We start from the raw sequence: 24,184 nt of genomic DNA, 5'->3' as shown, positions 1-24,184 counted from the left end.
CTTTATATAAATTTGTGCTCAACAATTTCAAAAGATAAACCCGTGCTACCTCTAGTAATTTTAAATATATTTTTTAGCTCTCTATGGTATATACCTGGAGTACTAGTAATAAAACGTCGATTGAAAAAATCATGTTTTTGTAAGTTTTTTATATTTGAGGTTAAATTTGGTAAATCAAAATTATTCCCTAGAATAAGTTTTCTAATTGCTACAGATATTCCCATTGAACCTCTATTTAAATCAATTCTTTTAAGAAAAAGAATCTGGTTACCTTTATCAAATGAATAAAACCAAAGTTTTTTCCTTTGAAAAGAATGAATATCAGCTATTTTGTTACATGCTCTTTTGAAATCACATGTGTAAAACATACAACCATCATATATAAAATCTAAATCAATAGTTAAAAAAAATGAATCTGATTCAAAAAGTACTTTATGTATTTTAATAATATCAACATAGTAATAGGGTAAGATTAATCTAAACTCATTTTCAGGTAAGAACGAAATATGCTTTTGGAATGGGTAATAATCAAAGATTTCCATAGGGTTAGAAAAATCTGAAAAGCTTTTTAAATCAATACAATATTGAATATTTTTAGCAATATATAAATTAGGATCTACTGCAGGGTTCAAATAAAAAATAGAACCTATAATGTTAGAGCTATCTGCTTCAAGTACAAACGAAAAACCTTTATGATTATTAGCATAGTTAGTCCACATCAAAGGTGCGGTTTCGCTTTTAGTTAAAGAAATGACTCCATGCATATTTATAACATTATCCAACTCAGGGTTGGTTATGAATTCATGACATTGTGCTCCAAACTCAGCTTTGTCTTCAAAGCATTTACTTGGTGTTAATCTTAAACAAGGATCTTTTAAAAAGCTATCAAGAGCTGACTCTGGTAAATACTTAACTAATTTCATTTATCGAGCAATAAGAAATAATAAGAATAATATCATAAAAGGAGGATATGATATACGCCCATAAATTACGTTATGTTAAATTGCGAGGTAAGTAATAAAGCGGGCGTGATTATTCAAACCAGCCCGCTTTTAGGAGAGTTATTAATGGTTAATTTAGCTCAGAATCTACCCAAAATTTAGTGCCTTTTAATACAGCTTGAAGTGCAAGGCCATTTTCGGTTACAGAATATACAGTAACTTGGTCTGCAATGGCTTCGGCTACCAATGCTCCACCTTTATCTTCGTATTTTGCTGCTGCATCTGCGTTTCCGCCAAAAGCCCAACCGTGTTCAATAAATCTATTTACTGCTGCTTGGGTATGAAAAACCATAACTACGTTAAAATCTTTAACACCTAAACCTAACCCTAAACCAGCTTCACCCATGTTCATGTAAGTAGATTTACCGGTTAAGTTATTTTTTACTACACCATAACCACCACCAAAACTAGCAAGAATAACGTTAACATTCGCGTTATCAAAAACTGCATAGCCTGCTGAGTTTGCTATTTGCGTTTTAACATCAGGCTTTTTAGTATAAAGTTTACTAAGCGTGTTACTTTTCATACTTTGTACTAAAGACCGTTTTTCGCTTGGTGATGCACTACCGGTAGTCGCACAACCTGTAAGTACCAACAAGAGTGTAAGTAAAAATAATATACTAAGTTGTTTCATAATTTTTCCTTAATAAGATTTGGCATGGCAATTTAAACATAGTCTAAAATAAGTATTTAATTACTATGTCCAATACTAGACAGTATCGGACTTAAAGGTTATTCTGTAACTAACTTATTTAATTGAATATTTATATACTATGCTTGTTGCGTTAGTCGATACGTTAAAACAATTAAGGTATCAAATTGCTCATCTTGATGATGGCACTCTTAATTCAGAATACCCAGAACTTGCTACCTTTATACAGCAAGTTAGCTTGACTGTAACTGAATCAGAATCTGATCTTAAATTTTTATACCAATTTTTATATGTGTATGGCCGAAAATCAGAGGCAACATACAGTCGTTTTAGAAACGAACTTGAACGTTTTTATTTATGGTCATGGTTAATTGCCGAAAAATCAGTGTTCGATTTAAAACGTGAAGACATAGAAGCTTATGTAGATTTTATGGTTGAGCCTGATAAAAAATGGGCATCAACATCAGTGCAATGGCGCTATAAAGATGAGCAAGGTATCCGCCGATTAAACCAAAATTGGCGCCCTTTTATGTTAAAAGAATCAACGGCAAGTCAGCAAACATTATCGGCTATGTTTACTGCACTCAATGTTTTTTATAAATTTTCATTATTAGAAGAAAAAACCTTTGCTAATTTTGTTCCTGTTGTGAAAAAAAATAGCCCGTATTTAGTTGTGCAATCTCAAATTCAGATCCCAGACACCTTAAGCGATATACAGTGGGAATATGTGTTTGGGGTTACTCGCGATTTATGCGAGAAAAAACCAAATTTAGAACGTAATTTATTTACCTTAGCTTGTTTAAAAGGTTTATATTTACGAATTTCTGAATTGTCAGAGCGCCCGCAGTGGTCGCCAGTTATGTCGCATTTTTGGCAAGACAATGACGGCTTTTGGTTTTTACGTATTATGGGTAAGGGCAATAAATTACGAGATGTTACGTTAAGCGATGATTTTGTTGAATATTTAAAACGTTATAGATTATACAGAGGGTTACCCGCCCTTCCCCGAGTTGATGAATCCGAACCTTTGGTCCATAAAATTAGGGGCCAAGGTGGCATGACTGTTAGGCAAATTCGCCGTTTAGTACAACAAAGTTTTGATTTGGCTCAACAATCATTATTAGATGATGGTTTTAAAGATGATGCAGAACAACTTGAAGCTGCTACTGCACATTGGCTTCGCCATACTGGTGCAACACATGATGCGCAAACGCGGCCGCTTAAGCATTTATCTGAAGATTTAGGCCACGCAAAAATTGCGACAACAGATCAAATTTATATTCAAACTAATATTAAAGAACGAGCAAAGTCTGGCGTTAAAAGGAAAATTTAATGACCTATTTAATTATCGCCTTTATAGGTGCATTATTTTTAATTTATTCATTAACATTTAGACAGTTAGAAAAAACAGAAGTCACCGGCCCAATGTTTTTTGTAATGGGCGGCATTGTTTTAGCTAACGTATTGCCTAATAACGGCGGTGAATTAAAAGCTGGTGTAGATTTATTACTTCCGTTTATAGAGTTAACCTTAAGTATATTTTTATTTTCGGATGCGGCAAAATCTAAGTTGAGCGTACTAAGGCATAGTTTTCAATATCCAGGCTTATTGTTATTTATTGCCCTCCCCTTAACATTATTGTTGGGGATAAGTGTTAGCTTGTTTATTTTTTCCGAACTTTCATTAATTCAATCTGCATTAATCGCAATTATATTAACACCAACCGATGCGGCATTAAGCAAAGGATTATTAGCAAGCACAGAAGTTCCTGAAAAAATTCGCGAGGGTATTAATACCGAAAGTGGATTAAATGATGGATTATGTGTTCCAGTATTTTTAATATTTATTTTGTTAGCTAAAAACCCTGAGTCAGCTATTACCGCTTCTCACGTTGTAAGTGTATTTTCTCGAGAACTTGGATTAGCACTGTTTGTTGCTGCAGTTAGTATTAGTATTTTTATTCCCGCTTTAAACTTTGCAATGAAACGGCACTACTTTGCACAAAACACTAGCCCATTTTTATTGCTAGGTTTTGCAATGGCTGTATTTTCTATTACACAGTATTTTCATAGTAGTGGATTTATAGCTGTGTTTGTTGCAGGTTTATTGTTTGATAAGTTTTCAACTAAAGCAGTTAGTACAGAGTTAATTGAGGATTCAGAACATATTGCTGATTTTACGTCGCTGATGATTTGGTGTTTATTTGGCTATGCATGTGCGTATTTAGTTTTTCCAAAAATGAATTTTGAAATTGTAGTTTATGCGTTGCTAAGTACTACGCTAATCAGAATTATTCCGGTTATGTTATCGCTGCAATTTACATCTTTAAATCTAAAAGAACGATTTACCTTTGCATGGTTTGGGCCACGGGGACTTGCATCGATAGTATTTACTTTGATGGTGATTGATACGCAAATAGAAAATAAATTTCAAATTGCGAGTATTGCTATGACCACAATATTTTTTAGTGTGTTTATTCATGGGATAAGTACAAAACCAATCGCGCAGAGTTTTAAAAAAGCATCAAAATAAACGTATAAAAAATTTAAATAATAAGGCAGGGATAAATTTATTGCTGCCTTTTTATTTGATTAAATTATTTGAGCACGTGTGCTAGTAATTCAATTGGGTGTTTAGGTTTAAATTTCTCATACCGCTTTACTTGGCTACGACATGAAAACCCGGTTGACAAGAGTTGTTCTGATTTAGTTTTATCAACAATGGGCTTCCAACTCATTTCGTATAATGCACGAGAGTTATTTTGGTTTTGGGCTTCGTGCCCGTAAGTTCCCGCCATGCCGCAACAACCTGTATTGGTTGTGTTTAATGTTAGCCCAATATCGGAGAATATAGATTGCCAAACATTGGCTGCTTTTGGCAGTGATGTGGTTTCAGTACAATGGCTCAATAATGTAAATTCGGTTTCACTATTTTTATTTGCACTTAAGCCTTTAAACGATTGAGTTTCTAACCATTCGTGGGCAAGTTGTACATTAAAATCACCGCGGTTATTTTCTAAAATTGTATTATATTCATCACGGTAACACATAACCAACGACGCATCTAATCCTACTAATGGCGCATTTATATCATTTAATTTATTTAAAAATTCAGCTGCTTTTTTGGCGGTTATTTTAAATTCATGCAAAAACCCTTTTACATGTTGTGGTTTACCATTGGGTTTAAACGGTAACAACATTGGTTTTTTGCCAAGTTGAGTTATTAGAGTAATAAAGCTTTCTACTAATTCAGCTTCATAAAAACTAGTAAATGGATCTTGTACTATTAAAACGTATTCGCTTTGTTGCTGGGCAGTTAAGTTAGTTAAAAGCTCAAAGTTAAATTGCTGTGCTTTGTTAATTCGTTTTGAAAGTGCCGGAATGCTCAGTTGGGGTGTATCAACATAGCCAACAGTTTTTTTAATTAAGCTGCTAACAAACGTTGTATTTACAACTGGGTTAATTATTTTTCCAAACTTGGCCATCAGTGGCGCGCTACTTTCTATGTTACCTACTAAGTAATCTTTAAGTGGACGTGCATAGTAACTGTGGTAGTAATTTAAAAATCGAGCACGAAAAGTAGGAACATCAACTTTTATAGGACAAGCCGTTGTACAAGCTTTACAGGCTAAACACTCATCCATAGACGCTTTTACTTCGTGAGAAAAATCGTAAAGACCTTTCTTTTTCTCGCGGCTATGTACAAATCGTTCCCACCAAGTGATGACTTCGCCTTTGTTTAATTCTTTTTCTACACCAAGCAAATCTATGTTTTTAGATTCTTGCAAACGCAGCCATTCGCGCATTAAACTCGCTCGTCCTTTTGGTGAATTCCGACGATCGCCTGTCACTTTATAAGACGGACACATTGGCGAATTTTCATCGTAGTTAAAACAAATACCATTACCGTTACACGTCATCGCGTTATTAAAACTGGTTTTTACATCGATTGAAATTTGTTTATCGAACCACGATCTTTTTTGCCCATCGACGCTTACTAGTGAGTCTTCACTATCGATCGGGGTGCATATTTTACCTGGGTTTATTCGATTATATGGGTCGAACGCTGTTTTAATTTTTCGTAGTTGAGTAAATAATTGTTCGCCAAAAAACGCCGGTCCATATTCACTACGGTAGCCTTTACCATGTTCGCCCCACATTAGGCCGCCGTACTTTGCAGTGAGTTTAACTACTTGGTCTGAAATTGTACGTAGTAGTTTTTCTTGTTCTGGATCGCACATATCGAGTGCCGGTCTAACGTGCAAAACGCCGGCATCTACATGACCAAACATACCGTACTGTAAATTATGACTGTCGAGTAAAGCTCTAAACTCAACAATATAATCGGCTAAATTTTCAGGCGGTACTGCAGTGTCTTCTGCAAAAGCTAATGGTTTTTGACTGCCTTTTACATTACCAAGCAAACCAACAGACTTTTTACGCATTGCATAAATTTTTAAAATGTCACTTTTGTTACTGGTAAGCTGATAGCCAATAACTCCATTTGTTTGATTAGCTACACAGTCGTCTAGTAATTTACAAAGGAAGTCTACTTTATCTTTTATGTCGTCGGCGGCCACAGCATTGAACTCAACCATATTGAGTCCTTGCATGTCTTTATGTGGAACGTCGGTTATTAAGTCCGATACTGAATGCCAAATGATATCTTCACGTGCAAGGTTTAATACTTTGCTATCAACAGTTTCTACCGATGTAGCACGGGCATCAACCAAAAAGGGAGAGTGACGAAGTGCTGAGTCAAAGCTGTCGTATTTAATATTTATTAATGTTTTAAATTCGGCTATGGGGGTTAGGTTTAATTTTGCCTCAGTAACAATTCCAAGTGAACCTTCAGCACCGGTTATTAAGCGGCTCATATCAAAAGTAAGTAAGTCATCACTTAGTATATGTTCTAAGTCGTAGCCGGTTAAAAAACGATTTAAACGTGGAAATTTAGTTAAAATAGCATCACGTTCATCAATGGCAATATTAAGTACGGTTTTGTATATAGAGCCGACTAAAGTGTCTTGCTCTGCAATAATTTTTGCTTTTTCGACATTTATTGGAGCGGTACTCATTGGTGTACCGTCTACTAAATAGGTTGTAAGGCCTAATATATGATCGCTTGTTTTACCGTAAACGAGTGAACCTTGACCTGATGCATCGGTACTTATCATACCGCCTATGGTTGCACGATTACTGGTAGATAAATCGGGAGAAAAGAAAAACCCATAAGGTCTTAAAAAGTCGTTTAACTGATCTTTTATTACGCCGGTTTGAACCCGAACCCACCCTTCTTCTACGTTAATTTCGAGAATTTCACGCATATAACGGGATAAGTCAACAACGATACCAGGTGTTAAAGACTGGCCATTAGTGCCAGTGCCACCACCACGAGGTCCAAACGTTAATGATAAAAAAGGGTCTCGTGATGCGGTTTGCAAAGCAAGTTGAATGTCTTTTTCGTTTTTGGGAAAAATAACACCTTGCGGCAATTGTTGGTAAATACTATTGTCGGTTGACGCAGTAATACGGGTTGCATAACTTGCATCGGTATCACCCGTAAAGCCTTGCTTTTGTATTGTATTTAGGTAATTTGCGACAAGGTCTGACGCGGCATCTTGCTGAGTAATTGTTGCGATCATAACGGCATACTTTTAGACATTTGGTTAATTATATCATGCTGATTGCTAATAGAAATTGAAGAATTTACAGTTTGTAACACTCTTTTTGTCGATTTGAGCGCTGCTGTAATTATAATCAAGTTAACTACACGAGAGGTCAATTATATGAAAAAAATTGTATTACAGATCATGGGTGCGTTATTTATTTTATTAGGATTAATATTTGCGGTTGTACCTGGTCCATCACTTATATTTTTTATGGCTGGTTTATTGTGTTATTCGTTTTATTATCCAAAAGCGCGGTATTATTTGTCGCTTTGCCAAAAAGCACTGACTAAATCGTGTCAGTATTTAGATAAAAAATTAGCACGCTATTAAAACAAATTAAATTAAGCAACAAAAAAGCCAGCATAAAATGCTGGCTTTTACATAGTTACACGGTTATTTAGCTAATTTTTTAGCTAAATATAACCAAGTTTCGATTACTGTATCTGGGTTTAATGATACAGAGTCTATGCCTTGGTCTACCAACCATGCAGCAAAGTCTTCATGATCTGAAGGGCCTTGACCACAAATACCTACATACTTTCCTTTTGCTTTGGCTGTTTGAATTGCCATAGAAAGCAGCTTTTTGATTGCAGGGTCTCGCTCGTCAAATAAATGAGCAATTAGACCTGAATCTCGGTCTAAACCTAGAGTTAACTGTGTTAAATCGTTAGAGCCGATTGAAAAGCCATCAAAGTGTTCTAAAAACTCTTCAGCAAGCAATGCATTTGACGGAAGTTCACACATCATAATTACTTTAAGACCATTTTCGCCACGTTTAAGGCCATGCTCTTCTAGTAATTCGATTACGCGCTTACCTTCTTCAAGTGTGCGTACGAATGGAATCATGATTTCAATGTTAGTCATGTCCATGGTATTACGTACACGCTTAATAGCTTCACACTCTAGTGCAAAACAGTCGCGGAAGTCTTCAGATATGTAACGTGCTGCACCACGAAAACCTATCATTGGGTTTTCTTCTTCTGGCTCGTATTGTTGGCCACCCACTAAGTTAGCATATTCGTTTGATTTAAAATCAGACATACGAACAATTACACGCTCTGGTGCAAACGCACAACCTAATGTCGAAATACCTTCAACGAGTTTTGAAATGTAAAATTCGACAGGTGAATCGTAACCGGCAATCATGTCGGTTATTTCAGCTTTAAGGGCATCTGTTTGTGCATCAAAATTTAATAACGCTTTTGGATGCACACCAATCATACGGTTAATAATAAACTCAACACGGGCAAGACCAACACCTGAATGTGGTAAACGTGCAAAGTCGAATGCGCGGTCTGGGTTACCTACGTTCATCATCACTTTCATTGGTAGGTCTGGCATTTCGTCAACACGTGAAGTGAGCACTTCAAAGTCTAAAATACCTTCGTAAATGAAACCCGTATCGCCTTCGGCGCATGATACTGTTACTTCCTGTCCTGCTTTAATTAGGTCGGTTGCATTACCACAACCTACCACGGCAGGAATACCAAGTTCACGAGCTATGATTGCTGCGTGACATGTACGGCCACCACGATTAGTTACAATCGCTGCTGCACGTTTCATGATCGGCTCCCAGTCTGGGTCGGTCATGTCGGTAACTAAAATATCACCAACCTGTACTTGATCCATTTCGTCAATCGAGTCGAGTACACGTACAACACCGCTACCAATTTTATGGCCGATTGCGCGCCCTTCTACAACAATGTTGCTTGAACCGTTTAATTGAAAACGTTCCATTACGTTGGTGTCTTCGTTTGAACGAACCGTTTCTGGACGAGCTTGCACTATATATAGTTTGCCGTCGTTACCGTCTTTTGCCCATTCGATGTCCATCGGACGGCCGTAATGCTTTTCAATTATTACAGCTTGCTTGGCAAGGTCTTGTACTTCTTCGTCTGTAATTGAAAATTTATTAGAAAGTTCTGGATTAACATCCACTATTTCTACTTGTTTGCCGTGTGCTTTGTCGTCTGAGTAAATCATTTGAATGGCTTTAGAACCAATATTACGACGAACTACAGAAGGCTTCTCTTTTAATAATGTTGGTTTATGTACATAAAATTCGTCTGGGTTAACAGCACCTTGTACAACCATTTCACCTAAACCGTAGCTTGAAGTAACAAACACAACATCTTCAAAGCCAGATTCAGTATCGATACTAAACATAACGCCAGATGCTGATTTATCTGAGCGTACCATACGCTGGATACCAGCTGATAAAGCAACACCACGATGATCGTAACCTTGGTGTACACGATAAGAAATTGCGCGGTCGTTAAATAACGAGGCAAAAACGTGTTTAATTGCAACCATAACGGAATCGATACCAACTACATTTAAAAATGTTTCCTGTTGGCCTGCGAAAGATGCATCGGGCATATCTTCAGCGGTTGCAGATGAGCGAACTGCAAATGATACATCTGCTGAAGCGTCGCCATGAAGTTGGCTATATGCATCGCGAATGGCTTGGTCTAAATTTGGTTGGAATGGTGTATCGATTATCCACTGGCGGATATCGGCACCTACTTTAGCGAGTGTATTTACATCATCAACATCGAGTGTATCTAAGATGTCATGAATTTTGGCATTGAGTCCAGATTGGTCTAAAAACTCATTAAAAGCATCGGCGGTTGTTGCGAAACCACCCGGTACTTGTACACCAGCGTTAGCTAGGTTAGAGATCATTTCACCAAGGGAGGCATTTTTACCACCTACTCGAGGAACATCTTGCATACCAAGCTCTTGATACCAGAGAACGTATTCTTGCACGGGTCTTTCTCCAAAAAACAAATTGTAGTTGAAACTGTGAGAGTTAAGAAAGAAAACCTTTTATAAAGGCCACCTTCATTCTACACTGGCAACAGTCCTCGCGTAAACCGTGAGTAACCCATTTTAGGGATTAAAAGTAACAAAAAGGTTAATTATGAGAACTGCATTTTATATATCTGATGGAACAGCAATTACATCAGAAGTGTTTGGGCATGCAACATTATCTTTGTTTCCAATCGATTTTAATCACAAAACTATTCCTTTCGTAGAAACAGAAGAAAAAGCACACGAAATTAAAGCGTTAATTAATGCAACGGCTGCAAAAACAGGTGAAAAACCCTTTGTATTTTTTACATTTGTAAATCACAGTTTGAGTGAAATTATAAAGTCAGCAGATGCTATTCCGTATGATTTTTTGACCACGTACAGCGAAAAAATTGAAAAAGAACTAGAGGTAGCGCCTGTACCAAAAATGCACCGGACACATTCTATACACGAGAAAAGTTATGACTTTAGAATAGACGCGGTGAACTACGCTTTAATGAATGACGATGGCGGCAATATTAAAAACTTTTCTGAGGCTGATATTATTTTAATTGGTGTGAGCCGAAGTGGTAAAACACCAACTAGTTTGTACTTAGCTTTACAATATGGCATTAAAGCAGCCAACTACCCTATCACTGAAGAAGATTTAGAAAGCGAAGGTCTACCTAAATGCTTAGTGCCTTACAAACATAAATTATTTGGTTTAACTATTGACCCAGAAAGGCTCGCTGCAATTAGACACAGACGAATGGCCAATTCCAAATATGCTTCTATTAGGCAGTGCCGTATTGAAGTACGTGAAGTTGAAATGCTCTATAAACGCCATAAAATTGCGTACTTTAATTCAACCCATCATTCTGTTGAAGAAATATCTGCAAAAATACTAATGGATAACGACTTAGAGCGTCGTAAGTACTAACTTATTTATAATTAAAGTAATAAAAAAAGCCGCAATTAAGCGGCTTTTTATATGAGTGCGTTTTATTTACGTGCGTCTTTTAATAAATCAGCAACTAAAAAGCCTAACTCTAGTACTTGGTCTGCATTAAGACGAGGGTCACATTGTGTTTTGTAACGCTGCGCTAAATCGTCGTCTGATAACCCATATGCTCCGCCGGTACATTCAGTAACATGTTGACCTGTCATTTCTAAGTGAACTCCACCTGCGTATGAACCTTCTGCTTTATGAACAGAGAAAAACTGGCTAATCTCACGCATTATATTGTCAAAGTTACGAGTTTTGTAACCAGAGGTCGCTTTTTCAGTATTGCCATGCATAGGATCTGAGCTCCAAATTACCTTACGCCCTTCCTGTTGTACTTTACGTACTAGTGCTGGTAATTTTTCTGGCAGTATATCTGCACCCATGCGCGTAATTAATGTTAACCGACCTGGGATGTTATCTGGATTTAATGCATCAATTAGACGTATTAATTCATCTGGGTCCATACCTGGGCCAACTTTTACACCAATCGGGTTTTTAATGCCTTTAAAAAACTCAATGTGTGCGTGGTCTAATTGACGTGTGCGTTCACCAATCCAAACAAAGTGCGCTGAACAGTCATACCAATCGCCCGATAGGTGATCGCGTCGTGTTAGTGCTTCTTCGTAGCCCAGTAACAATGCTTCGTGTGATGTATAAAGGTCAGTTTCTTTAAGGCTAGGAGCAATAGTTGAATTAATACCACATACTTCCATAAATTCTAGTGCATCTTGAATTTTGTCAGCTAACTGTTTGTATTTTTGTTTTTGTGGATTGGCAGCTACAAACCCCATGTTCCAACGATTGACCTGATGTAAATCAGCTAGACCACCCTGTGCAAATGCACGCAATAAATTCAACGTAGCAGCACTATGATGGTACGCAGTCATCAAACGCTGTGGATCTGGTATGCGCGCTTCAGCTGTGAAGTCAATGTTGTTAATGATGTCGCCACGGTATGATGGTAGTGAAACACCATCAATAGTTTCTAAATCTGCAGAACGTGGTTTGGCATATTGTCCAGCCATACGCGCTATTTTAACTACTGGGCACTTTCCGCCATAAGTTAAAACCACTGCCATTTGTAAAATTGTTTTAAACGTATCTCGAATATTGGCTGCGTTAAAATCACTAAACGACTCTGCGCAGTCTCCACCTTGAAGTAAAAATGCGCGGCCTTCACATACATCTTCAAGCTGTTTAAATAGGCTACGCGTTTCTTCTGCAAAAACTAACGGTGGTGCTGTTTTTAATTGGCCTTCAACAGACTTTAATACTTCTTGATCTGGGTACTGTGGTTGTTGCAGTATTGGCAGTTCTCTCCAGCTATTTGGGTTCCACGATTGCATATTCTATCCTCATTCCTACTTTACCTGATGTAGTGAAATTAACGTATGCAAGTACCTCTATTCAAGCACTAAATTCACTATTTACTAATTATTTTGTTATGGGGTAGTTATAAACAAACATTAATCACTTTATTTTTGCATTTATATGAAAAATAAACTTCATCAAGTTTGTAATATAAACGCTTAATATCAATAAATTACAAATAAAAACATTAGATTTATAGTGTACAAGAACTGTTAGCATAGTAAGGGATATTATTAGCAATATATATAGGAACACATCATACTTAATTACCGCTCATTGTACTCTTAACTTTACAGTGGTAGTTAAGTAATTGTTGGCGCTAGTATTGCGTTTGTAAATTATTGTGCTAACAAAGCATACTCAAGGTTTAGGTACGACCCCCTAAGATTAATAATCTTATGTAAAAGAGTCACCTATGTGCACAACACAAAGAACACATCATACTTTATACTATTAAGATTTTAATCTTAGCATGTGAAGATATATAAACTATTGCAATCAAAGGACAAGGTTAGTATTCTTATTCATAAATGTAAGATGTGTTCTTGGTGTGTTGTGGCCTCAAAAATTAAAATAAGAAGTCAGTTTGATTTAATGAGCGAGTTAACCTCATTATTGATTGGTGAACTCAAGCTGTGTGAATATTCAAAAGCTGAATATTATAAGTTGCCTGATGTGAGTGCTAGCGAGGAAGATAATGTGCCTCAAAGTATATCCGTTTCAAAGATAAAGGGAGATGATGCTCAACGAGCTATTTTTAATTCATTTACTGATATATATACAAAGTCAGGATTAAGTAGTCGAGTACTTAAAAGACACCCTGGTTTATTAATTATAAAAAACGCTGATAAACAGGCGCTTGCTAATAGGATTGCTCAGGTAAATACAGCTAAAGCAGCATTTAAAGAATGTATTCTGAGTATTGATAACAACGACGCTCGTTTTGAAGCTGTTCATAATGCTGTACCAAATTTAATTACCCTAGCCGCATACAGAAAAATACACAGTGAAAGTGAATCACCTTTTTCTGTTAGATTTACATGGATGCACAAACACGCAACCAAAACCCTCACTAAAAAAATGGCTCTCGAGATGTTAAGTAAATCTGCAGGTTATACAAACCCAAGAATGATCGACCAACAAAAATGGCAATCTCTGGTCGCTCAAGAACAAATGAGAATAGCAAGTTTAGGTGAAAAGGAAAAACTAAGAATAAGACGCCCTACTCGAGTAAGCCCGCAAGTTAATATCAGATACACTGCACAAAATCGTTACCACGTTAGTGCTGCATTACCATTTATATTAATAAACCCCGAGCCCGATGTTAAAATTGGTACCTTACCAGATTACGAAAAGCCAGCTAGTCACCCTCGAAAACGAGAGTATGATTTCCTAGTAGATAGACTTTACCTTGAACAGGTAACAAATTAATTATGTTAAAAAGGCCACATTAAGCGGCCTTTTAGTATGTGTAATAACAAAAATAAATTATTAACTATTTTTCGACTATTTCTTCTATTTTATCTTCATCAATTAAAACGGCGTTTTCAACGATGCGTTTACCGCCTTGAATTTCAATACGTTTATTATGCTTGTTCAATGTAAGTATTTCATCACAAAATTGATCTGACGGGTGCATTTCATAGGTGTAATCTATAATATTGCCTGTTTTATCGTCTTTTACATTGGTAATACTGTATTCAGAGATAGCCCCCTTTTCAATAAGGTCTTTCATAGTCGTTGTCATATCACGACGTAATGCTTTTAATTTGTTTTCTGTAATGTTGTCGGTTGAGTATATCGAACCATATTTTTCCATAATAGAAAGCAATCTGAAATGATACGTTTTGCCAGGTGCCGCATAGCGCCAAAGGTGGTATAAACGTAACATCATCCAGCGTGATAATCCCCGCTTTAATTCTTGGGCACTATTAAAATAATAACCTTTATATTCAAGGTTATCGATCATGTTATGAACAAAAGCATTTAAACACGCAACGCATTTAACATTGCCTCCCTGCCCCTTTTTCCCGCTAAAATGTAAAGAAGATAAAAAATTCATATTTGATTCGTAGAACGAATCATCAATATCTGAATTTTTAGTATCTGTTGCAGAATATTTAAAAGAGAGTTTTGAGCCTTGAAGTGCTTCAAGCGATTCTTTAATAGCAGGATATGGCATAGACTGACCAACCGCTTTAAGTTCTTGTGCTAACTCGTTCATAGAAAAAACAACGGCATATTGAATACCGGACTTAAAATTTATTTTTACTATTTTACCTTTGGAGGCTAAACGGATAAGAGCACGTTCTACTTTTTCTTCTCTATCTGATGGCCAGACTAGGTATTCAATATCTTCACCGTCTTTACGAGTACTAACAACTGCCGGTGTTATTTTTATTTCGCCGTCATATAAGATACCATCTACTTTTTCTGATATCTTACGCGTAATAATTGTTTTTTTAGGCGCTTCTTCTAATGGAAGTTTTTTATGACCCGATCGAACAAAACGTCCCCATAAATCGTAATGATTAAATGTATTAGAATAAGCACGTAAACCATGTGCTGCATTTTCAATAGAAATGCGAACGTCTTTGTTATCTGTAAATAGTGCTAAACTTTCGTTATCAATTGCACTTTCCACCCCGTGAATTTGGCCTCTTAATGTATCAGGCAAGTTATCTACCGAGATGTTGACCTTTCGGCTCATTGTTCTTATTTCCATTTATTATTGCGACATCTAATAACAACACATAAAACAAAAAAAGTTAAATGTTTAAGTTAGTATAAAAGTGATCTGCCTTTAATTAATCAATTCAGATCAGTTTTATACTAAGTAGTCGCGTTTTTCTTTAATTTAAGATCATCATTATACTAACAAAGGTGTTTCAAATCTCATTTTTACTAACTCAGTTAAAAATTTGTCCACTAGTATGCTAAATTTAGCGGGCAAAGCACGACAAATTTTGTATTTAATATACCAGCCTGTGTATAAGAGCATTGTCAGTTAGCATAGATCTGATCTGTACTTACTACAGATCAGATCTATACCAATTAATTACTGCATTTACTTAACTGAACGGTGTATAACTTTCTAATTTACTTAGTAAATGCATGATCTTAAGCACCGTATTTGTTTATAACTTTAAGGGTAAGCTGTGTATAACTGCAAAATATATTTAGCAGTTAATCAAATGCTGATCTGTAAGTTATTAAAGATCTGATCTTAACCACGTATAATACTGATCTACTTTTTTAACATTTATTTATATTTATCATGTATTTACACGCTTATTTTCCGCCCTTAGCCTTTATTACCTTATATATTTAACCACCTTTATACTTCTTTATTTATACTAAGCAATATTAAAGGTGTAAAATTATTATATGATGTCTTCTTTTTAAAACACATGTCGCCATAAATAGTTGTTTACAGGTATTTGAATGGACATTATACTAATTACCTAACTTTGAGGAATGAAAGTATGTCAATTAATAATAATGCGCTAGATACCTATCGACTTTTAAAAGCAACAGCTGAAGTTGCTGAAAAGTCACTAGAAGGACGTATTCAACATTATCGCGCTCATCTTAAATCAGAAGAAAAAGAATTAAGAACATACACCCAAAAAGCAGCCGCTGATTTATTAGGATGTAACAATCGTACATTAAAACGTCGTCATGACAATGGTGACTTTGACGATTTGAACATCAAACGTGGTGCTAACGGGCATTACGCTTACACCTTGGTTAATATATTTGCAATGGCAGATATAATGGATATAAAGCCTGATCACCGAGCTAATAGCGATAAACTACAGGTTATTGTTATTAATTCGCTCAAAGGAGGATGCGGCAAAACAACTAGTATGGTTAATATTGCAGCGGCATTAGCCACTACAAATATTAAGCGTTACCGCATTGGTATTATAGATCTCGATCCTCAGGGCTCTTCGTCTAGCTTTTTCCCATCGAGTGAGCATGATCCCATTACTGTCGGCGACTTAATGCGCGATTGTATTGATTTAGATGACGGTGAAACCTGGCCAGAATTCGTTTCAAGTTCATTTTTACCAACGCATATACCAAACATTCGCGTCCTACCTTCCGGTATGGATGATTTTTACTTTGAACACGAAACTGCAACTTTACTCAAAGACACCTCAAATTATGAAGAGACTCGTCATTATCATAAATTACTCGAAAAGGTCATTGAGCCTGTAAAAGACGAATTCGATATATTACTAATAGACACAGCACCTACTCTTAACTTTATGTTTTACAATGCATTAATGGCATCAACAGCAATGTTAATTCCTGTTCACCCAGAAGCGGTCGATTTTGATGCTAATAATAAATATTTAAAACGTTTAGGTGAGATTTATCATACTGTTGCAGCTCTTGGCCATGAAGGTTGGGACTTTATGCAATTTCTAGTAACGAACTACGTTAAAGGTAACCACTCACAGCGTGACATTGTTAAAGATGTACGTAGTGCTTTTGGTCGTCAAGTCATGAGTTATCCAATTAACCATAGCTCTGCAATTACGGCTAGTTCGTCTTCTTTCAACACGATATTTGATCAAAAAGCGTCAGACAGTTTAGCAAGCCGCGAATCTCTTATGCGTGCTCAAGAAAATATTAAAGATGTTGTTGACGAGCTTGAAATGCTGATCCGATCTAACTGGCAATCTACCCAATCAAAATTAAATACCCCTAGGTAAGGATGTTAAATAACAATGGCTAAAAAACGTAAAAACGACACCCGCTTAGATCCGTTTGCAACGGCTGTAGGGAATAGCAGCCTTGATGCGCTTTTAGAGCAAGCGAATGCTGGCGATGTTATTAAAATGCCTGCACCGAGTGACTCCTCGCGCCAAATTACCCTTGTTTGTAAAGTAATTTCGCATGCTGATATTCAAAAAACGACTAATGTTTATGGTAAAAATCGTCGTGTCCAGTCGTTATTAAATGAAAAATCGGTATCGGATATCCTTCCTGCTATTCGTGTGGATGGACGAAACCAGCATCCAGCTCTGCTTTGGGAGCAAGATGATTCAAGTTTGGTACTTGCTGGTTCGCGCCGTCGAATGGCGTGTATTTTAGGTAATGCAGATTATCTTGTTTTAAGTTCAAGCGATTTCACAGAGCAAGATGCTAAAATTTTAGCTGTATCGTCCGATCAATACATAGCACCAAGCCTGTGGGAATTAGGCCAAGCTTACCAACAAACCAAAAACGAGCTGCTCGAACAAGGTAAAAAAGGATCGTACCGCGAAATTGCTGCGATTGAAGGTGTATCTCACACCGCAATTGCAGACGCAATAAAAGCGTATGAGCAAATACCGTCTTCTGTTATTGCTTTGTATCCAACCGCTAATCACGTTGGTCGAGAAGTCGCTAAAAAGCTTATTACTGCCAAGGAGCGTAACGCAGAGAGCTTTAACCGACTGATAGCTGATGTAGCTAGCAATACTGAAGTAAACGCTATTACAAGTGACGACAAGCGTGCTATGGCTATCACTAAGTTATTGACTACAGAACCTCAAGCGGCTTCAAAAAAAGAAGCTGTACTCGAAAACGAGTATGTAATGTTGCAGCGAAACTTAAAAAGTGGCGATGTATCAATTAAAATTAACAATAAAGTTATGACAGACAAGCGTTTAGAGCAGTTAACTAAGTTACTTAGTGCATTTAATTAGTTAGTAAAAAAATGATCTGCTAGGTCCTATAAGTTAGTAAAATCATGATCTACCAGCTTGCTCAGTTAGTAAAAATTTGATCTAAAATAACGTTTATTTAGCTGCTTTACCTAAATAGCGTCACTGAGATCATTTTTTTACTAACTTTTTACCACTTCAGCACCATTCTGTGAGTTATCCGTTTATCCCTTAGTAAAATTATGATCTGTAAAGCCCCCATGCTGTGTAAAAGGTATTTATATTTTGTACGTTATTTGTGGGTTATTGTTTATTTTTTTATTATTGGGCTATTTAGTACCACAAACCGAATTTTTACCAAGCTATCAGCTCCAACCAGTTTACATTACTGTGAATAGTGCTTTAGCTCAGCGCTTATAAGGCATATACTGGGAAAATTATTTTTAAAAATTAATCCTTTGAGTGACATGTCTGCTAACCTATCAAAAAATGATTTACTCGCTATTTTTGAAGAAATTAAAAATGAGCAGGCTACCCAGTTTCCTCTTTCCGAACGCTTTATAAATAAACTGTTTAAGCCAAACGTGTTGGCAAAAGGAAAAGAATATTATAAAAATGGTAAAATTACTTGGTTAGAACATAACAGTGATTTTTCGGTGGTAGACTCAACTGTTCAAAGTGATACCGGTGCTTCGTATAACCAGCGAGTTGAGATCAGTAAATTACCAACGGGTTATTCTGTTGATACCCATTGCACCTGTAATATCAAAACAAAATGCCTACACCTCGCAGCCATTTTACTAAAGCTCAAAATAGAGCACTCTGGTGAGTATGGCGAAGACTACTTTATAAATGATTGGTTCAGCGAATTAAGTACACTTAAAAGTACCGAATTAACAACCCCATCCCAAGTGTTACTTTTTATATTAAGTGTTGAAAATAATAAAGTATTTATATCTCCCAAAATTGCTAATTATGATAAAAACCAAAATTATACGTTAGGGCGTAACTTAACCGACCAGCAATTAAATAGCTTTATAACGCCAAATGATTTACTTGAAAGTGACTTTAGGCTTTACAGCTGGATTCGCTCACAAAATGCAGTCGGTAGCCTCGAGCTAAAAGGTCAATGGGGATTTAGTGCGTTACAGCAATTAATTGCTACCGAGCGCTTATTTTTACATCGCTCTCGTGTTGCAATTAAACCTCAAAGTGGTCAATCACTTAGTTTTAATTGGCAACAAGAAAAAGAGCTTACAAAATTAGTTGTTAACTTAGAACAAAGTAAAAATTGGGCGGTGCTCAAAACCACACCGCCCACATATATTGATCTTGACCATCTAAAAGTTGGCCGCATACGTACACCGTTAAGTGGCGATGAAATAGCGCATTTACAAACCATGCCTGCAATACACAGCGCTAATTTTGATCGTATTTATAAGCAGCTTGCAGATAACTTTGGTGCGGGAGTTATCCCTCACCCTACCAATACGCAATCTGTTTTACCGCAAACAGCGAGTAACGCAGTAATTAAAGTATCTATGGGAGATGCTGGTTTAAGGCTGTCCTTATCCTTTAGGTATAAAAATAAAAATTACCCTGCAGGTAAAGCGTCAAATAATTTAATTAACAGCGCGTTTGAAAACACAGTAACCAATGAGCTTGTTAATTTAGGTTTTGAGTTTTGTAAAGGGGGTTTACAAAGTGAGTTTACTTTCAACAAGCAATCGGCTATTCATCTGCATTGGTTAACTTACGAGGTATTTCCGAGCTTTAAAGAGCATGGTTGGAAAGTCACTATTGGTAAGATGGATATCGCCAATCCACAAAGTGAAGTATCACTTATTGCTAATAGAGCTGCAGGGCATCAAATGCACTGTAAAGTGCTCATTAACAATAGTAAGCTTTCACACCTTTTTAGTAACGAAGATCCACTTTATCAATCGTTAAATCGACAAAGTCAGTTGTTTCATTACTACCCTGTTGGCCGACAGTTTGGTGTTATTAATAAGTCAGCTATAAATTTGCTGACTGATTTTAAGCAACGTTTTGAATTTGTAAAAACGCGTGATGAATTTAATATACCGCTTTCGTACTTGCCAGAACTTGTAAAAAATACTGCAATCAACGTTGAGCTTCACGACGATTCACTCGAGCGCTACCTTGAGGAGCTTAACAATACCGGTAAAGCTATGCCGAGTGTATCGCTGCATGGCTTAAATGAGTCGGTTGAACTTAGAGAGTATCAACAGCAAGGTGTTGATTGGCTAAGTTTTTTAAAACGTCATAAACTTGGTGGCATTTTAGCTGACGATATGGGGTTGGGTAAAACACTGCAAGTCATTGCGTTTTTAACAAGTACGTATAATCGTCCACAAGCGGGCCCTACACTCATTGTGTGTCCAACTAGCTTAGTGAGTAACTGGCAAAACGAAATAATAAAATTTACTAAAGGTCTTAAGGTAATAACCATATTTGGCGCTAATCGCAACGAGCCATTAAAGCACCTAGCACAAGCACAATGTATACTTACAACTTACCCTTTATTAAAGCGCGACATAGCTTATTATTCGCCGCTTTATTTTGAAAATATAATTCTTGATGAAGCGCAATATATTAAAAACGATACTGCTCAGGTATCACGATTAGTAAAAAGGCTTAATGCTGATTTTAAATTGTGCTTAAGCGGTACCCCAATTGAAAACAACTTGCTTGAGCTAAAGTCTTTACTCGACTTTGCTATGCCCTCTTTATTAGGCTCTCAGGCTCATTTTAAACAACATTTTCAAACGCCTATTGAACGCGAAGCCGATATGGAACGTGCCGAGCAATTAAAAGCACTCATAATGCCGTTTATTATGCGTCGAACTAAAGCACAAGTTGCGCAAGAACTACCGCAAAAAACAGAAATTACTAAAGAATTTGAGTTTGAGCCTAAACAAAAAGAAATGTATCAAGGAATAACACGTGCACTTGAAGAAAAGCTAATTGATCTATTTGCTGAGCAAGGCGTTCAAAAAAGTAAACTTGCCTTTTTAGAGGCTTTACTAAAGCTTAGGCAAATTTGTTGCCATCCAAAGCTTATTGAGCCCGATACACAAGCAGGCTCTGCAAAATTAGAATGGTTGTCTACTCACCTCCCTTTAATGTTAAGCCTAGGGCGTAAAGTAATTATATTTAGCCAATTTACGTCCGCGTTAGATTTAATTGCTAAACAATTGAATGAGCTAAACATTAACTTTAGTTTATTAACAGGCCAAACTCGCCATCGCGATAAAGTCATTGATGAGTTTACCAGTGGTAAAACGTCTGTATTTTTAATTAGCTTAAAAGCAGGTGGTACTGGGCTTAATTTAACACAAGCAGATACCGTTATTCATTTCGATCCATGGTGGAACCCTGCGGTAGAAAAGCAAGCCACCGATCGAGCCTACCGTATTGGGCAAACAAACCCTGTTTTTGTTTATAAGTTGATCATGAGTCATTCAATTGAACAAAAAGTTTTTAAAATGCAAGAGGACAAACAAGCGCTTGTTGATGCCCTATTTACTGATAAATCAATGAGTTTTACACAGTTTGATGAGCAACAAATGTTGTCACTTATAAAAAGTTAATTTATTTTAAAATTAGTGCGATCTTTTTTGAACTTATTCAAATCTAGGGCGTCTACTATTATGCTTGTTGATTAATTGCAGTTAACACAAGCTTTCATGTTGATTTCCTATTTAGTTACTAACTTTTAGTAATGATTAAGCCAGTTCATTTTGAACTGGCTTTTTTTATGCTTCTTTTTAGCTGCCCATAAGCCGAGGCTGAAGTTATACCAATCCGCAATAATGCTTAATCATTTTGTGGGGCCAAAAGTGTCGCTATCTGAGTTAAAAAATTCTCATTCACGACTGCATGGGTGCAGAAGGTAGAGCAATGCAGGAGTAATTGCCGAGAACAACTAAATAACGAATTTTTTGCCTAGCTATCAATACGTTTACCTACCCTCAAAATAGATCTCTTAATTAAGCGGATTGGTATTATTTAAATTAATTCGATCTTTTTATGAACTTAATTCAAAACAGAGCGTCTACTATTATGCTTGTTGATTAATTGCAGTTAATACAAGTTTTCATGTTGATTTCCCCCATTTAGTTACTTATTTAGTAATGATTAAGCCAGTTCACTTTGAACTGGCTTTTTTATTGCTAATTTTTAGCATTTAATGGTTTATGAGCCAAAGATCAGTTTATTTAGAATAATTTGATCTTTTAATGAACTTAATTCAAATAGCGGCGTCTACTATTATGCTTGTTGATTAATTGCAGTTAATACAAGTTTTCATGTTGATTCCCCCTGTTGTGTTACTTATTTAGTAATGGTTGAGCCAGTTCACTTTGAACTGGCTTTTTTTATGGCTGTTATTTACTACCCCCTACTTCTGTTCAAACTTATTCGTTATGATGGCATGTCCATAAATTTTATAAGTTTATTTTATGATTACTCAAATACTCACCCAAATTGATTGGGTAAGCACTGCAGCAGGGTTTACTGCAGGTATTGTGCTTTATAGTGTTATTGCCGTTTTGCCTCGCAAAAAATTAAAAAAAACAATTAACGAGCAGCAACAGCAACTTTTTTTATTACAAAGTCAGTTTGATAACAAAGCAGAGCAGCTTAGCGCCTTACAAGATGAACACGAGCTGCTTGAACATAGCCATCAAGAACAGCGTGACGAGGCGCAGCATTTTAAAACGCGTTGCAGTGAGCAAGAAAAACAAAGCATGCAATATAATCAGTTTTGGCAAAAAGCCGAAACTGAATTAACTCAGCTACGTGCGCAATATAATAATCGAGACGTAGAGCTCAATAATATGCGAACCACGCTAGAGCAAAAGCAGCAAAACTTTACTGAGCAGCTAGCGCAAATAGAGCAAAGTAAAAACGTACTTAAAAAAGAGTTTGAAAACTTAGCCAATAAAATACTCGATGAAAAAACCCAAAGCTTTAAAGTGACCAACCAAGAAAGTATTGAACAACTGTTAAAACCTGTTCAAGGCGAGTTAAAAGGCTTTAGAGATAAAATGGAGTCGATTCATGTTGAAGATTTAAAACAGCGAGCTCAGTTAAAAACAGAGCTTTTACACTTACAAGCCAAAAGCCAATCCATCACCGAGCAAGCTGATAAACTAAGCAATGCGCTGCAAGGGCAAAAGAAAACCCAAGGTAACTGGGGAGAGCTGATGCTTGAAAACGTACTCGATAGCGCAGGCCTTCGCGCCGGTACTGATTACAAGCGTGAAGTGTCGTTTAATACCGAAGACGGCCGCTTACGCCCCGATGTTGTTGTGTACTTACCACAAGGTCGTCATTTAGTGATTGACGCAAAAACATCTCTTAATGCCTACACCCGTTATGTAAATGCTGAAAATGAACTGGATGCTAATCAAGCTATTAAAGAGCATGTAAATGCAGTTACAGCGCGTATTAACGAGCTAGCAAGTAAATCATACGACCGTTTGCCAGGGCTCAACTCGCCAGAAGTTGTGATTATGTTTGTACCAATAGAGTCTGCGTTTGTAGAAGCGCTTAAATATCAAAGCGATATTTACCAACAAGCGATAGAAAAAAATATACTGGTTGCCACACCTACAACGCTGTTAACCAGTTTAAATATTGTTAAACAGCTTTGGCGTTTTGAAGAGCAAACCAAATATTCAAAAGAGCTTGCAAACCGTGCCGAACGTTTTTACAACAAATTAAACGGCTTTTTACTGAGTATGGAAGGGGTTGGTAAACAGCTAGACCGAGCAAAAGAAAGCTACGACAAGGCTTTTTCGCAGCTTTACCGAGGCAAAGGTAACTTAATTAAACAAGCCGCTGAATTTAAAGAGCTTGGTGTATCTGTTCAAAAAGAGTTGCCTAACGAGAGTGTAGAGCGAGCACAGCTAGAGTTAGACTAGCCCTATTGGTTTGCTTGGTGATAGCGTTTATAAACTGTAAGCGCTATTTATCAAACTTTGCTTTAATCGAGCAATACCC

At 36.6% G+C, this 24,184-nt stretch carries 15 protein-coding genes; 9 read left to right on the top strand and 6 right to left on the bottom strand.

Annotation, left to right across the window (positions count from 1 at the left end; genetic code table 11):
* Positions 1-2: 2 nt before the first annotated feature.
* Both CWB62_RS07525 and CWB62_RS07520 read right to left on the bottom strand, forming a co-directional pair.
* Complete coding sequence (locus tag CWB62_RS07525) at positions 3-923, bottom strand: DUF2971 domain-containing protein (protein ID WP_138528239.1); 921 nt, start codon at positions 921-923, stop codon at positions 3-5.
* Positions 924-1,071: 148 nt separating this feature from the next.
* Entirely contained in the window at positions 1,072-1,635 is a 564-nt protein-coding gene (locus CWB62_RS07520) for a lipid-binding SYLF domain-containing protein (RefSeq protein ID WP_138528241.1), read from the bottom strand.
* 139 nt (positions 1,636-1,774) lie between these two features.
* Here CWB62_RS07520 and CWB62_RS07515 point away from each other — a divergent pair, with 139 nt between their 5' ends.
* Positions 1,775-2,986 carry a tyrosine-type recombinase/integrase gene (locus tag CWB62_RS07515; protein ID WP_138528243.1) on the top strand — a complete coding sequence of 404 codons (1,212 nt, stop codon included), beginning with the start codon at positions 1,775-1,777 and terminating at the stop codon, positions 2,984-2,986.
* Positions 2,986-4,185, top strand: coding sequence for a cation:proton antiporter (locus tag CWB62_RS07510; RefSeq protein WP_138528245.1), 1,200 nt, complete (start codon positions 2,986-2,988; stop codon positions 4,183-4,185). The genes CWB62_RS07515 and CWB62_RS07510 overlap by 1 nt, the downstream gene beginning before the upstream one ends.
* A gap of 64 nt (positions 4,186-4,249) precedes the next feature.
* Here CWB62_RS07510 and ydiJ read toward each other — a convergent pair whose 3' ends face one another.
* On the bottom strand, positions 4,250-7,297 hold the full coding sequence (gene ydiJ, locus CWB62_RS07505) for a D-2-hydroxyglutarate dehydrogenase YdiJ (protein ID WP_138528247.1): 3,048 nt from the start codon (positions 7,295-7,297) through the stop codon (positions 4,250-4,252).
* Positions 7,298-7,441: 144 nt separating this feature from the next.
* Between ydiJ and CWB62_RS07500 the strand changes: the two genes are divergently transcribed.
* Complete coding sequence (locus CWB62_RS07500) at positions 7,442-7,654, top strand: PGPGW domain-containing protein (protein WP_058405346.1); 213 nt, start codon at positions 7,442-7,444, stop codon at positions 7,652-7,654.
* A gap of 63 nt (positions 7,655-7,717) precedes the next feature.
* On the opposite strand, the gene ppsA is transcribed toward CWB62_RS07500, so the two are convergent.
* Positions 7,718-10,093 (bottom strand): phosphoenolpyruvate synthase, encoded by a 2,376-nt coding sequence (gene ppsA / locus CWB62_RS07495; RefSeq protein ID WP_138528249.1) that lies wholly within the window; start codon positions 10,091-10,093, stop codon positions 7,718-7,720.
* Positions 10,094-10,247: 154 nt separating this feature from the next.
* Between ppsA and ppsR the strand changes: the two genes are divergently transcribed.
* Entirely contained in the window at positions 10,248-11,057 is an 810-nt protein-coding gene (ppsR, locus tag CWB62_RS07490; RefSeq protein ID WP_138528251.1) for a posphoenolpyruvate synthetase regulatory kinase/phosphorylase PpsR, read from the top strand.
* A gap of 62 nt (positions 11,058-11,119) precedes the next feature.
* Here the strand turns inward: ppsR and CWB62_RS07485 are convergent, their stop codons facing one another.
* Complete coding sequence (locus tag CWB62_RS07485; RefSeq protein WP_138528253.1) at positions 11,120-12,469, bottom strand: class II 3-deoxy-7-phosphoheptulonate synthase; 1,350 nt, start codon at positions 12,467-12,469, stop codon at positions 11,120-11,122.
* A gap of 580 nt (positions 12,470-13,049) precedes the next feature.
* Here CWB62_RS07485 and CWB62_RS07480 point away from each other — a divergent pair.
* On the top strand, positions 13,050-13,925 hold the full coding sequence (locus CWB62_RS07480; RefSeq protein ID WP_138528255.1) for a DNA replication terminus site-binding protein: 876 nt from the start codon (positions 13,050-13,052) through the stop codon (positions 13,923-13,925).
* A gap of 64 nt (positions 13,926-13,989) precedes the next feature.
* On the opposite strand, the gene CWB62_RS07475 is transcribed toward CWB62_RS07480, so the two are convergent.
* Positions 13,990-15,204: a hypothetical protein gene (locus tag CWB62_RS07475; RefSeq protein WP_006793243.1), complete on the bottom strand. Its 1,215-nt coding sequence runs from the start codon at positions 15,202-15,204 to the stop codon at positions 13,990-13,992.
* Positions 15,205-15,979: 775 nt separating this feature from the next.
* Here CWB62_RS07475 and CWB62_RS07470 point away from each other — a divergent pair.
* The 4 genes from CWB62_RS07470 (at position 15,980) to CWB62_RS07455 (ending at position 24,105) form a co-directional block, all read left to right on the top strand.
* Positions 15,980-17,218 (top strand): AAA family ATPase, encoded by a 1,239-nt coding sequence (locus CWB62_RS07470; protein WP_138528257.1) that lies wholly within the window; start codon positions 15,980-15,982, stop codon positions 17,216-17,218.
* A gap of 15 nt (positions 17,219-17,233) precedes the next feature.
* Entirely contained in the window at positions 17,234-18,196 is a 963-nt protein-coding gene (locus tag CWB62_RS07465; protein WP_138528259.1) for a transcriptional regulator, read from the top strand.
* A 425-nt stretch (positions 18,197-18,621) separates the two neighbouring features.
* Complete coding sequence (locus CWB62_RS07460; protein ID WP_138528261.1) at positions 18,622-21,768, top strand: DEAD/DEAH box helicase; 3,147 nt, start codon at positions 18,622-18,624, stop codon at positions 21,766-21,768.
* A gap of 870 nt (positions 21,769-22,638) precedes the next feature.
* The gene (locus CWB62_RS07455; protein WP_138528263.1) at positions 22,639-24,105 is read left to right on the top strand and encodes a DNA recombination protein RmuC; all 1,467 of its coding nucleotides are present in this window, start codon (positions 22,639-22,641) and stop codon (positions 24,103-24,105) included.
* Positions 24,106-24,184: the final 79 nt, after the last annotated feature.

The organism is Pseudoalteromonas sp. S408 (assembly GCF_005886645.1).
Taxonomy (GTDB): Bacteria; Pseudomonadota; Gammaproteobacteria; order Enterobacterales; family Alteromonadaceae; genus Pseudoalteromonas.
Note: the sequence above shows the minus strand (reverse complement) of the source record. Positions and strands in the feature narration are given on the sequence as shown.

Bases quoted from the DNA above. Each gene is read 5' to 3' on its own strand.
- CWB62_RS07525 (WP_138528239.1), bottom strand. From the start codon at position 923: ATGAAATTAGTTAAGTATTTACCAGAGTCAGCTCTTGATAGCTTTTTA.
- CWB62_RS07520 (WP_138528241.1), bottom strand. From the start codon at position 1,635: ATGAAACAACTTAGTATATTATTTTTACTTACACTCTTGTTGGTACTT.
- CWB62_RS07515 (WP_138528243.1), top strand. From the start codon at position 1,775: ATGCTTGTTGCGTTAGTCGATACGTTAAAACAATTAAGGTATCAAATT.
- CWB62_RS07510 (WP_138528245.1), top strand. From the start codon at position 2,986: ATGACCTATTTAATTATCGCCTTTATAGGTGCATTATTTTTAATTTAT.
- ydiJ (WP_138528247.1), bottom strand. From the start codon at position 7,297: ATGATCGCAACAATTACTCAGCAAGATGCCGCGTCAGACCTTGTCGCA.
- CWB62_RS07500 (WP_058405346.1), top strand. From the start codon at position 7,442: ATGAAAAAAATTGTATTACAGATCATGGGTGCGTTATTTATTTTATTA.
- ppsR (WP_138528251.1), top strand. From the start codon at position 10,248: ATGAGAACTGCATTTTATATATCTGATGGAACAGCAATTACATCAGAA.
- CWB62_RS07485 (WP_138528253.1), bottom strand. From the start codon at position 12,469: ATGCAATCGTGGAACCCAAATAGCTGGAGAGAACTGCCAATACTGCAA.
- CWB62_RS07475 (WP_006793243.1), bottom strand. From the start codon at position 15,204: ATGAGCCGAAAGGTCAACATCTCGGTAGATAACTTGCCTGATACATTA.
- CWB62_RS07470 (WP_138528257.1), top strand. From the start codon at position 15,980: ATGTCAATTAATAATAATGCGCTAGATACCTATCGACTTTTAAAAGCA.
- CWB62_RS07465 (WP_138528259.1), top strand. From the start codon at position 17,234: ATGGCTAAAAAACGTAAAAACGACACCCGCTTAGATCCGTTTGCAACG.
- CWB62_RS07460 (WP_138528261.1), top strand. From the start codon at position 18,622: ATGTCTGCTAACCTATCAAAAAATGATTTACTCGCTATTTTTGAAGAA.
- CWB62_RS07455 (WP_138528263.1), top strand. From the start codon at position 22,639: ATGATTACTCAAATACTCACCCAAATTGATTGGGTAAGCACTGCAGCA.